Below are 14,933 nucleotides of genomic sequence, written 5' to 3' on the forward strand. Positions count from 1 at the left end.
CTCAGGAATCTGGATAAAAATAAGTAATGGCATAAGAAAAGGCAGGCAATAAACCAATCTTACCCAGAGAATTAAATATTGGTTTTCTTTTTCCATTGCCTTTTTAGAAAGTGTATCTGTTGTTGCAGAAGAAAAGGCAGAAATTAATGAATAAATAACCCAAATCATTCTATGTCCTTTTGCTAGTGTGGTGTTGAGTAAGTTTTGCACGGCGTATCATCAGATTTCATAACCTGCAAACGGATAATTGGTAACTGGTAACTGGTTAAATAGTTTCGTCCTGAGATCAGCCGAACGGTATTTAATTACCAGTTACCAATCACCAGTTACCAGAATCAAATTCCGTGCGTTATTTGTTCACCACGACACTAGTATGGGAATGTTGATGTTAAATGTATCACTCTATTACTTCACTACCCGATTTTCTTCATAAGTTTAGTCTCTGCAATACCTCCGCGGTACACGCAGACTTATGCCACAGACGATTTCGTAGTTGATTGTCTGACAGATTTGTGCTAATTCATCTGCCTGTGGGTCTTCACCAAATAAGATAACTTCATCCCAAATTGCCACATCCGGAACTTTATTTACATTTAGCATACAAAAATCCATTGTTATTCGTCCTACAATAGGCACTCGAATTCCTTTAATTACTGTCTGTGCCTTATTAGATAAAAGTCGGTTATAACCATCGGCATAACCTATCGGGATAGTGGCGATAAGCGTTTCTTCAGGAGTGATATAAGTTGAACCATAGGAAATACCATATCCTTGCGGGATTTTACGCAATTGGATAATTTTAGTTTTAAATGTCATTGCCGGACGGAGGTCTACTATTTTAGGGATATTCGGTGCAGGGTAAAGACCATAAATCATAATGCCTGGTCTGACTAAATTTAAGTGCATCTCCTTAAATTTTATTATTGCGGCACTGTTTGAGATATGTTTTATCGGAATATCTATTCCTGACGCAGAGATGTTCTTCACTATCTCTTGAAATTTACTAAATTGTTTATAGGTATATGATTTATCATCCACATCCGCCTGAGCAAAATGAGAAAAGATACCTTCTATTTGTAAATGAGATGATTTTATGATTTTAATTAATTCATTTATTTCGTTACACTGAATTCCAAGTCTGCCCATACCAGTATCTATCTTAAGATGAATTTTTATTGATTGGTTGAGTAGATTTTTAAGGTCAGAAAGATTTGAAATGGTCAATGTTAATTGGTTATTAATCGCTTGTTGAAGTTGATTAGATTCAAGAGGAGATAAAACTAAAACAGGAGCAGTTATTCCGGCGGTTCGGAGTTCTATCCCTTCATTTAGAGATGCCACACCTAATCTATTTGCCCCTGCCTTTATAACCGTTTTTGCAACTTCAACAGCCCCATGACCATAAGCATTAGCTTTGACAATAGGCATTATCTCTACTCCATCGCCGACTAATTTACGGACCTGGTTGATATTATGTGTTATATTTGTTAGATTAATTTCAATCCATTTATTCATAGTAATCGGTTAAGAATTTCTATAGATTTTTTAAGTTATTAGCCTGGCAATTTATTGCCTGCATCATTTATATTTTTATTCTATCTTCCTTTTTCAGTAAAAGGATATAGCCACAGAGTCACAGAGAACACAGAGGGAATATAACCACGAATGAACACGAATAATAAAAAGATTTGTATGCGAGGCTTTAGCCTCACTTTTCAGTGGCTAATTTCTCTAATTCTCTGTGAACTCTGTGTCTCTGTGGCTGAACGGTTACCTTTTTCACATCATTTAGTGCTTGAGTAACAGAACTTAAACCTTCTAAGTTAAAGGTTCGATTAAGGTTATTGTAGGCGGGTTTATTTTCTCCATCGGCTAAAGAGGCAAATTCTAATGCTTGCCAATAGTAAGAAAGTGCCTTTTTACTTTCCCCCTGTAATTCAGTCACTACGCCGACATTATTATAAATCTCACTTAATTCTTGATACATCTCCTTTCTTTCTCGTTGAATAGCACTTGCTTTTATCTTCTCTTTATAAAAATTTATCAAATCTTCATATCCTTTCATTGCCTGGTCTAAATTATGTAACTGGACATAGGTATTAGCCAGATTATAGTTAATTACAGGAATTGGTGGAAATCTTTTCCATAGTTCAAGGGCTTTATCAAATTGACCTGTTTTATAAAAACAGGTAGCTAAATTATACTTTGTTTGAAGTGAAGTTGTTTTTACTTTTGTATAGGCATTTGCCGCTTCCTTATAGGCATTTAGATGATAATAATAAACATTTCCCATTCCTTCAAAAGCCGCATTGTTTTCAGGATTAATCATAGTCGCTCTATGAAATCGGATTAATGCCTTATCGTATATCTTTTTATCATAATAAATCTGGCCTAAAAGCGTATAAGCAGGGTCGTAGTTTGGATTATATTTCGTTGTTTTTTCAAGCTCTTTTATTGCCTCATCTACCTTGTATTCTTTAAGTAATACTTGAGATAATAAAAATCTTGCCCGACTGTGTTTGGGATAATGTCTTAAGACCCGGTGAAAAATATCGGCTGAAGTAAATAAATCTCCCTTTTTCAAGTAAATGTGCCCAATATCAGTCAAATCATCAGGATAATATAATCTTTTACCTTTGACAAGCTGGTATAGATAGCGATGAATACTTAATGACTCACGATGTTTACCTGCTTTAGCTAACGCATGTTGATATAGGGATAAGGCCTCTATATCTTTTTTATTTACAGAAAGGGCATATTTTAAACATTTAACTGCGCCTTCGGGTCGTGAAGTCATAAGTAATACCCTGGCTAAATTAACATAAGTTGGTATATTTGTAGGATGTGCGGATAAAATCTCTTTACACATCTTTTCACTTTCTTTTAAATGACCTTTTTGGATTTGAAGTTTGACAAGATTATTTTTAGTAACAGGGTAATCTGGGGCTATAAGAAGGGCTTGATTGAATTTTTGCTCCGCCTTTTTATACTCATTTACCTTTAAATAAACTTCACCAAATTGATTATAAGCATTAACCTTACCTCTTTTCCCTCGAACAAAACTTAATCCTTCTTTAAACTCATCTTCTGCCTTATCAAATTTTTTAGATTGAATATAATTTGCTCCGGATTTAAAATGTTGATATGGTTTATAGAAATATAGGTAAGCTGGATAACTCAATGATAAAATCCCGGTTATCACAATACCTAAAAAGAGAATTTGTAGTCCTCTTTTTAAAAATGGGAGTATAGACACTTTTTCTTTCTTATGTTTTGGAGTTTTGGGAAGAGGGCGTGGGAGTTCTTCTTTTAGTTCTTTAATTTCTTCAAAGTGGTCTTCGGTAATGATTGTTTCAAACGCCTCTCCATGTTCTTCTTCCTTATGTATCTCTTCTTCAATAATAGGTATTTTTTCTTCAGGCATAATTTCTTCCTTGACTTCCTCTTCAACAGGTATCGATGTCTCTTCTAATTCAGGTATTTCTTGTTCAATCGGCGTGGGTAGTTCTTCTTCAATCTCAACCGGTGCCTCTGGTGGGGTAGGGGAGATTTCTTCTTCTTTAGCTGGCAATTCTTCTTCCTTTACTTGTGGTGTTTCTTCTTCGGTTTCCGGGGCAACCTTTTCTTCTTCAGCCGGGGCGGGTGGTTCTTCTTCAAGTTCAACCGGTGATGCGGGCGGGGTAGGGGAGATTTCTTCTTCTTTAGCTGGCAATTCTTCTTCCTTTACTTGTGGTGTTTCTTCTTCGGTTTCCGGGGCAACCTTTTCTTCTTCAACCGGGGCGGGTGGTTCTTCTTCAAGTTCAACCGGTGATGCGGGCGGGGTAGGGGAGATTTCTTGTTTAGCCGGCAATTCTTCTTCCTTTACTTGCGGTGGTTCTTCTTCAATTTCCGGGGCAACCTTTTCTTCTTCAACCGGGGCGGGTGGTTCTTCTTCAAGTTCAACCGGTGATTCTGGCGGAGTAGGGGAGATTTCTTGTTTAGCCGGCAATTCTTCTTCCTTTACTTGCGGTGGTTCTTCTTCGATTTCCGGGGCAACCTTTTCTTCTTCAACCGGGGCGGGTAGTTCTTCTTCAATCTCAACCGGTGATTCTGGCGGGGTAGGGGAGATTTCTTCTTCATTAGCTGGCAATTCTTCTTCCTTTACTTGCGGTGTTTCTTCTTCGGTTTCCGGGGCAACCTTTTCTTCTTCAACCGGGGCGGGTAGTTCTTCTTCAATCTCAACCGGTGCCTCTGGTGGGGTAGGGGAGATTTCTTCTTCATTAGCTGGCAATTCTTCTTCCTTTACTTGCGGTGGTTCTTCTTCGATTTCCGGGGCAACCTTTTCTTCTTCAACCGGGGCGGGTAGTTCTTCTTCAAGTTCAACCGGTGATTCTGGCGGGGTAGGGGAGATTTCTTCTTCATTAGCTGGCAATTCTTCTTCCTTTACTTGCGGTGTTTCTTCTTCGGTTTCCGGGGCAACCTTTTCTTCTTCAGCCGGGGCGGGTGGTTCTTCTTCAAGTTCAACCGGTGATGCGGGCGGGGTAGGGGAGATTTCTTCTTCATTAGCTGGCAATTCTTCTTCCTTTACTTGTGGTGTTTCTTCTTCGGTTTCCGGGGCAACCTTTTCTTCTTCAACCGGGGCGGGTAGTTCTTCTTCAAGTTCAACCGGTGATTCTGGCGGGGTAGGGGAGATTTCTTGTTTAGCCGGCAATTCAGATATTTTTTCTTCCTCTGATTCCTCTTTTTTTTCTACTACTACTACTACTCCTAAATCACCCAATAGGTTTTCTATATCATTTTCAAATGAGAAATTTTGATTAGATTCTGCCATTAAAATAACTCCCAGTTTGTTGAAATGTAACCGTTCAGGGCTATACATTAGAAGTGTAAACAAGGAGAAATGGGGAAAAGGGAGAATTGGAGAAATGGCTCAAACTTTTTCTTGCTCCACCCTTCGGACATCAATCCTGGAGTCTGCGAAATTTACCAGTAACCCTATTTCTTTATCCACTCTTTTCTCCACTTCTCCATCTTCTCCCTTTCTCCTTATTTTTATCCTACCTGAACCCTTACGATTTTTTTTATTATCCTGATAATCTGCGCAAATCTGCGTCCTATTAACTTGAAAACCAATTCCGTGCTAATCCGTGTTAATCTGTGGCTGAACAGTTATGTTTTTTCAATATTTAATTCTTCCACCGCCACCTCGTTTTGCTTCCATATTGCGTCTTAAATCTGATAATCTTTCATCACTACTTTTTAAAAATCTGGCTAATTTTTCTTCAAATAAGTCAATTTTTTTCTTTGAACTTTCAGGGTCATCCTGTGCATCTTTTAGAGATAGGTCAAAACAACCTTTTTCATTCATTGCCAGAACTTTAACTTTAACAACATCGTTTATCTTCAGGTGCTCGGAAATATCTTTAACAAATTGATTTGCAATTTGAGAGATATGAATTAACCCTTGACTTCCATCCGCAAGTTGGACAAATGCCCCAAAATTCGTTATTTTTGTAATTTTTCCTTCAACGATACTTCCAATTTCTGAAGGCATAGTTATCAAATATTCTCCTTTACTCCATCATTCCATTTTATTGGTGGAGGCGAGGGGATTTGAACCCCTGACCTTCGACATGCGAAGCCGACGCTCTCCCAACTGAGCTACGCCCCCTTAACCTTATCTTTACCCACATCTTTTACTGGACGGATGGATGATAAGCATTCAGTCAGAAATTCCAAATTCCAAGCACCAAATTCCAAATAAATTCCAAATTCCAAACACTAAATTCCAAAGTTTATATTACAACAATGGATTTAGATTTTTCAATAATTGAAGAGAAAATTTTCTTTAATTCTATTACTTCTTTGAAAAAACCTCTAAATCATATTGTTTGGAATTTAGAATTTTGGTCATTGGAATTTATTTGTATTTTGGAATTTGTGATTTGGAATTTTGTAACTTACTCCTCTCTCCAGCACGAACACATTTGTCCAGTAAAACTTGTGGGATATGCTTAGCCCCTTAACAGATATTGGTTACCAATCTTTTAATTGCCTCTGGAATTTTATGAATTAAGTCTGTGGCAATTAAACTATACACGCCTTTTTCTTCCAGGGCTAAATCTCCGGATAAACCATGTAAAAAAACACCCAATTTAGCTGAATCTATCGCACAGACTTTTTGAGCTAATAATCCAGCTATCATTCCGGTTAATACATCTCCACAACCAGCCGTTGCCATACCTTCATTGCCTGTGGGATTGATAAAGATATTACCTTCTGGGTCAGCAACTATTGTTCTCGCACCTTTTAGCACAACCACTAATTGATATTTTTGGGCAAATTCTCGAGCGATAGTTAATGTATTTCTTTTTACCTCATCGATACCTATTCCTAAAAGACGCGCCATTTCTCCCGGATGAGGAGTAATGACTACCGGTGAGGTTTTATCCTTTAATATGTGTAAATTATTTACTAAGGCAAATAATCCGTCTGCGTCTATAACCACTGGAATATTTATCTTTGGAATTAACTTTTTAATTAAATTTACAACTTCATTATTTCTTCCCAGACCAGGCCCTATGGCGAGACAAGAGGCATCTTTTATTAATTCCATAATTTTATCATAACTATTCAGACTCAGTATCTGGTCATCAGTCTCAGGTAAAGGTACCGTCATCACCTCCGTAAGTTTCATCTCGACAATTGGGTTCAGGCTTTTGGGGATACCTAATATGACTAATCCTGCACCCATCAACAGGGAAGATTGAGCGGTCATTGTTGCCGCACCCGTCATACCCACCGAGCCAGCAATAACTATGACCTTACCACAAGAACCTTTATGGCTATCTTCAGCCCGTTGTGGCAATAACGGAAAAATATCCTCCTCTAATAATAAATTTACTTTAATCTCCTTATCATTCAGGAGTTGTTCAGGAAGACTTATATCAATAACAGACAGCTCTCCGACTAATTCTGCTCCAGGATAAAGTAATAATCCAATCTTTGGTAATCCGAAGGTAAAAGTAGAATTTGCACGGATACTACATCCCAGAGGAAAACCTGTATCTGCATCTAATCCAGATGGGATGTCAAGGGCAATAATTGGTTTCTGAGTTTCATTTAAAAAATTAATGACCTCTGCTAAAAAACCTTCTATCTCTCCTGATATGCCAGTGCCCAGTATTGCATCAATAATAATATCTGCCTGAAGGATATTAATCTTTTCTTTTTCTAATTCATTTATTTCCTTGATGGGAATACCGATTGATTTTGCTATGTTTAAATTAGTCAAGGCATCGCCTTTAATCTGAGCCTGTTCTCTTAACAAATACACCTGGACATCCATTGCTTGATTAAACAGATGTCTGGCAACAACCAATCCATCGCCGCCATTATTACCTCCACCGACAAAGATGGCAATTTTAGAGTTTTTTAAATTCGGAAAATCCTCCTCTAAAATTAAAGAAGATACAAGTCCAGCATTTTCCATAAGAACAATACCCTGGATATTGAATTCAAGACTGGCTCTTTTATCAATCTCTCGCATTTGTTGTTTAGATACGACTTTCATAATTTATCTCCAACATTACATATTGCCTGGGCAATGGCGTATTCTTTCGTATGCGAGATAGAGAGAAGGATAGATGATATTTTTAGTCTATTTGCCTTGCCAAGTATATTTCCGTATAAAATCACCTCCGGAGCACCTGTAATCACATCAGGGATTATCTCAATATCTTTAAGTGAGATAAAAGGCCATCGGAGTCCAAATGCCTTTAACACTGCCTCTTTAGCCGCAAATCGCCCGGCAAAATGTTGGTCTTCTGTTTTAGGATGTGTCTGGCAATACCGAATCTCTGATTCAGTAAAAACTTTAGTTAAGAATATGTTACCAAATCGTTCTTTAGTTTGTTTTATTCTTTTAATTTCAATAATGTCAATTCCAATACCATGAATCATTTTAAATCACCCTTAAATATTCTTCTAAACTGGTCGTGCCATCTAAGACTCGACTAAAACCTACTTCCTTTAACGGTTTCATTCCTATCTTACAGGCATATTCTTTAATTTCAATAATAGAGGCGGATTTAAAGATTAAATTTCTAATGTGCTCGTCTATTGGTAAGACTTCAAATATCCCAATTCGACCACGATAGCCGGTATCGAAACAAGCAGGACAGCCTTTGCCATGATATAGAGTTATTTCCTTATTTCCATCTTCTACTTTTAATCCCATTTCTGTAAGTATGGAACCTGGCATTTGATAAGGTGTTTTACATTTATGACATAAAACTCGCAATAGTCTCTGGGCAATTATCATAATTAAAGAAGAAGAAACCAGAAAAGGCACGATGTCCATTGAAATCAATCTTGGTATCGCACTTACTGCATCATTTGTATGGAGTGTGCTCAAGACTAAATGACCGGTTAATGCGGCATGAACTGCGGTTTCTGCTGTTTCCTTATCTCGTACTTCACCCACCATAATAATATCCGGGTCTTGCCTCAAAAAAGACCTTAGACCACTGGCAAAGGTAACATCAAGGTCTGGCCTTACCTGCTCCTGATTTATACCCGGAAGAACATATTCCACCGGGTCTTCTATGGTCATAATATTCTTTTCTACGGAATTAAGTGTGGCTAATGTTGAATAGAGTGTTGTTGTCTTACCACTTCCAGTTGGACCTGTCACCAGAACTATTCCATAAGGAGATTTAATATATTTTTGATAAATTGCAAGTGACTCTTCATCAAAACCAAGTTTAGATAAATCTAAATATAGACTTTTGGGGTCTAAAATTCTAATCGCAACCCTTTCGCCAAAAATAGTCGGAATAAAAGATATTCGCATATCTACCTCTCGATTTCCAACAATAACCTTTGCTCGACTATCTTGCGGTCGTCTATGTTCAGTAATATCAGCCTTGGACATAATTTTTATACGAGAGATAATAGGTAGAAGTAATTTTTTAGGTGGAGCAGAAAGTTCATATAAAATCCCATCAATTCTTTGTCGAACGCGAAGTTTATACTCATAGGGCTCAATATGAATATCTGATGCCCCGGTTTGAATCGCATTTGAAATAATACGATTGACCAGATTAACTAATGGAGCTTCTTCAGCCGCAGAGGTAACTTTACTGACATCCATTACTTCCTCTTCAACATCAGTGGATTTTACTTCTATTTTCTCTATTGTTTTCTCAAAAGTTATCTCCCCGCCATAATATTTATCGATAGTTTTTCTTATGTCATCCTCAGAGACAATTACTGGAGTTATGCGATAGTCACCTATAAATAACGCTACATCATCTATGGCAAATATATCCAGTGGGTCAGACATAGCTACGGTTAAATTATGATCTGTAAGTGAAATAGGAATTAAATTATGTCTTCTAATGATAAATTCTGGAATTAATTTTAATACTTCACTCGGGATTTCTCCTATGTCACTAAAGTTAATTCGAGGAATACCCAATTGTTGACTTAATGTTTCTAAAAGGTCATTTTCGGTTATATAACCTAAATTTCTTAAGATATTACCAATTCTCTCACCTGTTTTCAATTGTAGTTCTATTGCTTCATCCAGTTGTTTTTGGGTAATTATCTTTGACTCTATTAACATTTCACCTAAAAAGTATCTTTTTTTTCGTGGTTTATTTTCCATTTTTCTCCTGAAAATAAGGAAGTAGAAAGTAGAGAGTAGAAAGTAAAGAAAACATCACTCCTCACGCCTATCTCCTTACCTCCCATCTTCTATCTCCTACCACTATTTTCATCTTCATTTGTGAACTAACGGTTCATGACCGTTCTCCTGAAAATAGTTAATTCACGCAAAGGACGCAAAGGTAATTTTTTCCCTTATTTCCCTTTGCGTTCTTTGCGTTCTTTGCGTGAAACTTCCTTTCCCCTGAAAATAGTCGTAAGAATAGAACACGGATGACACGGATTTAACGGATTTTCGCTGATTTTTTTCTCTTTTTTCTGTCTTCTATCTTATATCCGCGAATATCCGCATCATCAGCGTGCTATTATTTTTCATCGTCATTTGTGCCCCGGTGGTTAATCTGCTTTATTCTTTTCCTTTCCTTCTTCATTAAGCATCTGACTACCAACAAAGATATAATGAAGTGTGGAGGCGATAGTAAAAATTACCATAGTGGTAATAAGCGTCCAGCGAATAATAATTGGATATTGAATTTCTATCAGACAACAAATAATTGTCAACATTTGAAGGGCAGTTGTTATCTTTCCCAGGATGCTTGGCTTAATCGTAATCGTATTAGGACTAAATATATGAAGAATAATCCACCCTAATGTCATAATTACTTCTCGACTTATCACCAGGATTACTATTCCCAATGAGATTTTTCCAATATATCCTATAACTCCAAAGGTAGTTACCAGAAGTAATTTGTCTGCCAGTGGGTCTAATAAACTTCCAAGATTAGTTTTTTGTTTAAATGCACGGGCAACCATTCCGTCTAAGGCATCTGTTATCATTGAAAGGATAAAAATACCCAGGGCGATATGACGAAAAAGTAGTAGATTTTTTCGGTAACCATAGACTAAAAAGATAACAAGAACTGGGATTAATAAGATTCTTAAAATAGTAATTTTATTGGCTAATGTCATTTTTTTATTCTTGAAATAAGGTAAGCGTTCAGGTGGTGTAACAAAAGGAGATGTGGAGATTAAGGAGATAGGGAGATATTATTAAAAAAATTGAAATTAATAGAAACTAATAGAAATTTATGGAAATTTGTTGTTTTCCACAATCAATTTCTACCTATTTCTATAAATTTCAATCTATTTCTATTATCTTATCTCCATATCACTCTTATCTCCTTATCCCCTTTCTTACACTTTTGATATATAGCCTGAACGGTTACGAAATAAGTTATATTTTGATTTGTAAAACCTTCCTGATTTTATGAATATTTTTAAACCACAGGTAATTCCAGATAACATCATAGACAAATTCTCGTGTTTCCTTAAATGGTATATTTTTAATGTCCGCTTTTGACTTTATCGTTCCCATTTTCTTTTCAAATAGCCATTTTTTTACATTTTCCGCTCCACCATTGTATGCGGCTAAAGTTAAATATATATCTCCATTAAACTTATTTTGTAATTTGACGAAATAATATAATCCAATTTGAATATTTATCTCCGGGTCGTATAGGTCGCAAACCGCAAAAGGTCTTAAGTTTAATTTAGAGGCAATTTCTTTACCCGTTGCCGGCATTATTTGCATCAGACCAATTGCCCCTTTTGGCGATTGTGCTCCAGAATAAAAACTTGATTCAGCTTTGATAATAGCCATAGCTAAAAAAGGGTCGATGTCATACTTTTCGGCATATTTATAAACTATGTCTTCATAATAAACCGGGGCAATTGTATCCCAGAACCAATTACTATTAACTAATATTAACCCCAAAATAATCATTAAACAAAATAATGCAATTATACCCCGCAACATTATTTATCTCCAATTTTTATAAATTTCCATCAAATCTGTGAAATCTATGAATTAATCAACTCTCCTTTAAAACTAAATGTTCCACACCTTATGAGTTTAACATTAACAAATTCACCCATTAAAGATTTACCATTGGAAGGGATGAAAACTACTTTATCTGTTTTTGTCTTTCCCATAAGAAAAGACGGGTCTTGTGGATTTTTGCCTTCAATTAAAATCTCCGTTGTTTTTCCAACTAATTGTTGATTTTTTTGTTTTGTGATTCTGGAGGTTAATTCTATTAATTTTTCTAATCTCTTTTGTTTAATCTCTTCTGGAATTTGGTTTGGGAAGGAAGCGGATTCAGTATTTGGTCTTGGAGAATATTTAAAGGTAAATGCGGAATCAAATTTTATTTCTTCAACGACTTTTAGTGTTTTTTCAAAATCTTCCTCTTCTTCACCAGGAAAACCAACAATTAAATCAGTCGTAAGACTCACTTCAGGAACTTTTTCTCTTAGATATTCAACAAGTTGCTGATAGAATTTCAGGGTATAACCTCGATTCATCAACTTAAGGATTTTATCTGAGCCAGATTGAATAGGGAGGTGAATATACGCACAGATATTCTTGAGTTGAGGGATGGTATTAATTAATTCATAGTTAAAATTTTTGGGGTGAGAGGTAATAAATCGTATTCTCTTTAAACCGTTTATGTTGCTAATCATTATTAATAATTCACGGAAATCAAGTTTTGTTTCTCTAAAATCAATCCCATAGTCATTTACATTTTGACCTAAGAGGGTTATTTCTTGATAACCTGATTCAACCAGTTTTTTTATTTCATCTATTATTTGATATGCAGGTTTAGAGCGAAGACTTCCTCTTGTATAAGGCACAACGCAATAAGTACACCGATTATTACATCCAATCGTTATTGGCACATAAGCCTTAATTTTGTTCATTCGTTTTGAGGGAAGAGTATCGTCTGGTAATGGTTGATGTTCTGTTAAGACTATTTTTCCCCCTTTATAAACTTTATCAAGTAAATCAGGCAATCTATTAAGATTATCAGGCCCAATTACCAGGTCAACAGATGGAAATTTCCTTATGAGATTATTTCCCTGTTGTTGGGCAACACAACCACACACACCTATTTTAAAATCAGGTTTTATGTCCTTAATTTTAGAGAGTCTGCCTAACAGGGAATAAAGTTTATCTTCTGCATGTTGTCGCACCGCACAGGTATTAACCAGCACAACATCAGCCTCAGTCAATTCGTTACTTAAAGAATAATCCTGAAGGATTCCCGCAATTGTTTCTGAATCATACTTATTCATCTGACATCCATAAGTAATCAGATTAAGAACTTTATTCTGGCACATTAATTTATGGACTTCTCCTTACGAGTTACATTTGAGCCAGGTATGACCCCCCACACATTGGACAGGAAGATATTTGTTCTTCTTCAAATTCGCCATAACCATTTTCATCACGGACCTCTTGTACCCACATATAACCACATTCTTCACATCTACATGTTCGCGTCTCTTTATATTGAGTTTCACTTATATCTTTTTCATCAAAGTGCATATTTTCACATTCCTCAAACTTTCTTTTTAAGCATTTTCTACTTTTTTTCTTAGTCTTTTACCCGATTTGAAAGTAATAACTTTTCTTATTCCAATAGGAACAATTTGACCTGTTCGTGGATTTCTTCCCACTCGTGCTTTTCTTGATTTTACCTTCAGGATACCAAAATTTCTTAATTCAATTTTTTGTCCTGAACAAAGAGCTTCTTCTATGCCCTCAAACACTTTTTCTATTACTGATTTTATGATAGTTTGAGTTACATTTAGCTCATTAGCGATTTTCATTACTAATTCTTTCTTGGTCATGACCGCTTCCTCCATAAAGTTAGTTTATTTGCCTTTAATAGCTCGTTGAGCTTCCATAAGTAGAGTTCTTGCTTGTTCTTGTTCTCTGCGTTTTTCTTCAACTGCCTGTCGAGCTTCTTCTTCGGCAATTTTGCCCAAATTGGCATAAGCGATAGCTTGTTCCTGAGCTTTTTTAGACGCATCTATTTTGAGAGATGCCCATTTGAGGGCTGATTGAGCGGCTTTTGCTTGAGAAATAGATTTTTTGTGAGCTAATTCTGCGGCTTCAATTGTGGCATTCGCCTCTTCTTCTGCGGCGCGGGCAGTTTGTGCCTCAGCAATAGCTTTAGCCTCATTGGCTCTAGCCATTTCTGCTGTGGCTTGTGCCTTTGATACAGATGCCGATATTTCTTCAAGTGCTAATTTAACCCGATTTTCCGTTTCTTGAACAATCACATCTTTAAGTTTAGCTTTTTCTTCACATTGTTTTGAAATCTCTATTTCATCTTTAGCTTTAGTCGCAAATTCTATGGCTTTAGATGATTGTCCTTTTATGAGAGATTCATCAGCAATCTCAAGGAATTTTTCAGCGGTAATACGATGTATCTTAGCCTCTTGCCAGGCTAATTCTGCATCCCTTTTACTAACTTCAATCTCGGCGCGTAATTTTGCCTCATGAACTTTTGCATCTTCAAGGGCAACATTAGCTTTCGCTTCTTCTGCTTTAGCCGCTTTTGCACAAGCCAAAGCAATCATTTCACTTTCTTTAGCCGCATCCCGTTTCATCAATGCCTTTTTCTTTGCGGATTCTATTGTTCTGGCTAAAGCCTCTGCTTCTCTAACTGCCTCTTCGGCTACTTTAGCATCTGCTTTTGCCTCTGCCTCAGCCATAGCCGCCGCTTCTGCCTCTGCTACAGCTCTTGCCTCTGCGGCCCAGGATGCCTCAACCTTCTTCTGTAGTTCCTCAATCGTTACATCTGTAATTACCGGAATATTTGAAGTTGCTGATTCTACCACAACGGGTAGCAAAAATAGCACCCCGAGTAAAATTAAGTTAATTAATGTTTGTTTCTCCTTCATCCTTTTTTCACCTCCTTTTTTTTGGGTAGAATGTTTTCGGATAAAATTAATCTTCTATGGACAAGGGACGAGAGATAATTACTTTTCTCTTCACCCCCAGTTTTGATTATAGGTTATGGATATTTTATCCCATCACCCATAACCTGAAACCCAACACCTCATCTCTACTGGCTCCACACCTTAACTTTTTATCCGAAAGGTTTCTGGTAATTGGTAAATGGTAATTAATTACCATTCCTGTTTAGCGTGGTCAGAGAGCACAAATGAATGGTACTGACTTAGTGCGAAACCACTTCAAACACAACAAGTTGTGTAATACAAAATCAAAAATTAAATACTAAAATGCAAAATGACATATCAAATATCATATCAAAAATCAAAGAGCAAATATCAAAATTAAGGAATTCTTGTAAGCGTTCAGGTGGTGTAACAAAAGGAGATGTGGAGATTAAGGAGATAGGGAGATATTATTAAAAAAATTGAAATTAATAGAAACTAATAGAAATTTATGGAAATTTGTTGTTTTCCACAAT

The 14,933-nt window shown here is 36.5% G+C and carries 15 protein-coding genes and 1 tRNA gene; 2 read left to right on the forward strand and 14 right to left on the reverse strand.

Annotation, left to right across the window (positions count from 1 at the left end; all coding sequences use genetic code 11):
• The 9 genes from AB1414_06525 to AB1414_06565 all read right to left on the reverse strand — a co-directional run.
• The coding region (locus AB1414_06525; GenBank protein MEW6607096.1) for an EamA family transporter at nucleotides 1–168 on the reverse strand (168 nt) is incomplete at its 3' end.
• 267 nt (nucleotides 169–435) lie between these two features.
• Nucleotides 436–1,515: an alanine racemase gene (gene alr, locus AB1414_06530; protein ID MEW6607097.1), complete on the reverse strand. Its 1,080-nt coding sequence runs from the start codon at nucleotides 1,513–1,515 to the stop codon at nucleotides 436–438.
• 193 nt (nucleotides 1,516–1,708) lie between these two features.
• On the reverse strand, nucleotides 1,709–4,810 hold the full coding sequence (locus tag AB1414_06535) for a tetratricopeptide repeat protein (protein ID MEW6607098.1): 3,102 nt from the start codon (nucleotides 4,808–4,810) through the stop codon (nucleotides 1,709–1,711).
• Nucleotides 4,811–5,158: 348 nt separating this feature from the next.
• Nucleotides 5,159–5,533, reverse strand: coding sequence for a S1 RNA-binding domain-containing protein (locus tag AB1414_06540; GenBank protein ID MEW6607099.1), 375 nt, complete (start codon nucleotides 5,531–5,533; stop codon nucleotides 5,159–5,161).
• A 41-nt stretch (nucleotides 5,534–5,574) separates the two neighbouring features.
• Nucleotides 5,575–5,650, reverse strand: a tRNA-Ala gene (locus tag AB1414_06545).
• A gap of 351 nt (nucleotides 5,651–6,001) precedes the next feature.
• The gene (locus tag AB1414_06550) at nucleotides 6,002–7,552 is read right to left on the reverse strand and encodes an NAD(P)H-hydrate dehydratase (GenBank protein MEW6607100.1); all 1,551 of its coding nucleotides are present in this window, start codon (nucleotides 7,550–7,552) and stop codon (nucleotides 6,002–6,004) included.
• On the reverse strand, nucleotides 7,549–7,941 hold the full coding sequence (gene acpS / locus AB1414_06555; GenBank protein MEW6607101.1) for a holo-ACP synthase: 393 nt from the start codon (nucleotides 7,939–7,941) through the stop codon (nucleotides 7,549–7,551). Before acpS ends, AB1414_06550 begins: the two co-directional genes overlap by 4 nt.
• 1 nt (nucleotide 7,942) lies before the next feature.
• Nucleotides 7,943–9,649 (reverse strand): ATPase, T2SS/T4P/T4SS family, encoded by a 1,707-nt coding sequence (locus AB1414_06560; protein ID MEW6607102.1) that lies wholly within the window; start codon nucleotides 9,647–9,649, stop codon nucleotides 7,943–7,945.
• Nucleotides 9,650–10,044: 395 nt separating this feature from the next.
• Nucleotides 10,045–10,617: a CDP-alcohol phosphatidyltransferase family protein gene (locus AB1414_06565; GenBank protein MEW6607103.1), complete on the reverse strand. Its 573-nt coding sequence runs from the start codon at nucleotides 10,615–10,617 to the stop codon at nucleotides 10,045–10,047.
• 119 nt (nucleotides 10,618–10,736) lie between these two features.
• Here AB1414_06565 and AB1414_06570 point away from each other — a divergent pair, with 119 nt between their 5' ends.
• Nucleotides 10,737–10,919 (forward strand): hypothetical protein, encoded by a 183-nt coding sequence (locus AB1414_06570; protein MEW6607104.1) that lies wholly within the window; start codon nucleotides 10,737–10,739, stop codon nucleotides 10,917–10,919.
• On the opposite strand, the gene AB1414_06575 is transcribed toward AB1414_06570, so the two are convergent.
• Genes AB1414_06575 through AB1414_06595 form a run of 5 tightly spaced genes read right to left on the reverse strand, consistent with a single transcriptional unit; the run spans nucleotide 10,883 to nucleotide 14,400 of the window.
• Nucleotides 10,883–11,464, reverse strand: a complete 582-nt coding sequence (locus AB1414_06575) for a lytic transglycosylase domain-containing protein (protein ID MEW6607105.1) — start codon at nucleotides 11,462–11,464, stop codon at nucleotides 10,883–10,885. The two genes, AB1414_06570 and AB1414_06575, sit on opposite strands and share 37 nt — an antisense overlap.
• 44 nt (nucleotides 11,465–11,508) lie before the next feature.
• Nucleotides 11,509–12,828: a tRNA (N6-isopentenyl adenosine(37)-C2)-methylthiotransferase MiaB gene (miaB, locus tag AB1414_06580; GenBank protein MEW6607106.1), complete on the reverse strand. Its 1,320-nt coding sequence runs from the start codon at nucleotides 12,826–12,828 to the stop codon at nucleotides 11,509–11,511.
• A 25-nt stretch (nucleotides 12,829–12,853) separates the two neighbouring features.
• Entirely contained in the window at nucleotides 12,854–13,036 is a 183-nt protein-coding gene (locus tag AB1414_06585) for a hypothetical protein (GenBank protein ID MEW6607107.1), read from the reverse strand.
• A gap of 26 nt (nucleotides 13,037–13,062) precedes the next feature.
• Complete coding sequence (locus AB1414_06590) at nucleotides 13,063–13,341, reverse strand: HU family DNA-binding protein (GenBank protein MEW6607108.1); 279 nt, start codon at nucleotides 13,339–13,341, stop codon at nucleotides 13,063–13,065.
• A 24-nt stretch (nucleotides 13,342–13,365) separates the two neighbouring features.
• Nucleotides 13,366–14,400 (reverse strand): hypothetical protein, encoded by a 1,035-nt coding sequence (locus AB1414_06595; GenBank protein ID MEW6607109.1) that lies wholly within the window; start codon nucleotides 14,398–14,400, stop codon nucleotides 13,366–13,368.
• A gap of 342 nt (nucleotides 14,401–14,742) precedes the next feature.
• Here AB1414_06595 and AB1414_06600 point away from each other — a divergent pair, with 342 nt between their 5' ends.
• Nucleotides 14,743–14,874, forward strand: a complete 132-nt coding sequence (locus AB1414_06600; GenBank protein MEW6607110.1) for a hypothetical protein — start codon at nucleotides 14,743–14,745, stop codon at nucleotides 14,872–14,874.
• Nucleotides 14,875–14,933: the final 59 nt, after the last annotated feature.

It is taken from the genome of bacterium, assembly GCA_040755795.1.
GTDB lineage: Bacteria > UBA9089 > CG2-30-40-21 > CG2-30-40-21 > SBAY01 > JBFLXS01.

Coding starts and splice junctions, on each gene's coding strand:
- AB1414_06585 (MEW6607107.1), bottom strand. CDS start 13,036: ATGCACTTTGATGAAAAAGATATAAGTGAAACTCAATATAAAGAGACG.
- AB1414_06595 (MEW6607109.1), bottom strand. CDS start 14,400: ATGAAGGAGAAACAAACATTAATTAACTTAATTTTACTCGGGGTGCTA.
- AB1414_06565 (MEW6607103.1), bottom strand. CDS start 10,617: ATGACATTAGCCAATAAAATTACTATTTTAAGAATCTTATTAATCCCA.
- AB1414_06540 (MEW6607099.1), bottom strand. CDS start 5,533: ATGCCTTCAGAAATTGGAAGTATCGTTGAAGGAAAAATTACAAAAATA.
- AB1414_06590 (MEW6607108.1), bottom strand. CDS start 13,341: ATGACCAAGAAAGAATTAGTAATGAAAATCGCTAATGAGCTAAATGTA.
- alr (MEW6607097.1), bottom strand. CDS start 1,515: ATGAATAAATGGATTGAAATTAATCTAACAAATATAACACATAATATC.
- AB1414_06600 (MEW6607110.1), top strand. CDS start 14,743: ATGCAAAATGACATATCAAATATCATATCAAAAATCAAAGAGCAAATA.
- miaB (MEW6607106.1), bottom strand. CDS start 12,828: ATGTGCCAGAATAAAGTTCTTAATCTGATTACTTATGGATGTCAGATG.
- AB1414_06535 (MEW6607098.1), bottom strand. CDS start 4,810: ATGGCAGAATCTAATCAAAATTTCTCATTTGAAAATGATATAGAAAAC.
- AB1414_06570 (MEW6607104.1), top strand. CDS start 10,737: ATGGAAATTTGTTGTTTTCCACAATCAATTTCTACCTATTTCTATAAA.
- AB1414_06550 (MEW6607100.1), bottom strand. CDS start 7,552: ATGAAAGTCGTATCTAAACAACAAATGCGAGAGATTGATAAAAGAGCC.
- AB1414_06575 (MEW6607105.1), bottom strand. CDS start 11,464: ATGTTGCGGGGTATAATTGCATTATTTTGTTTAATGATTATTTTGGGG.
- AB1414_06560 (MEW6607102.1), bottom strand. CDS start 9,649: ATGGAAAATAAACCACGAAAAAAAAGATACTTTTTAGGTGAAATGTTA.
- acpS (MEW6607101.1), bottom strand. CDS start 7,941: ATGATTCATGGTATTGGAATTGACATTATTGAAATTAAAAGAATAAAA.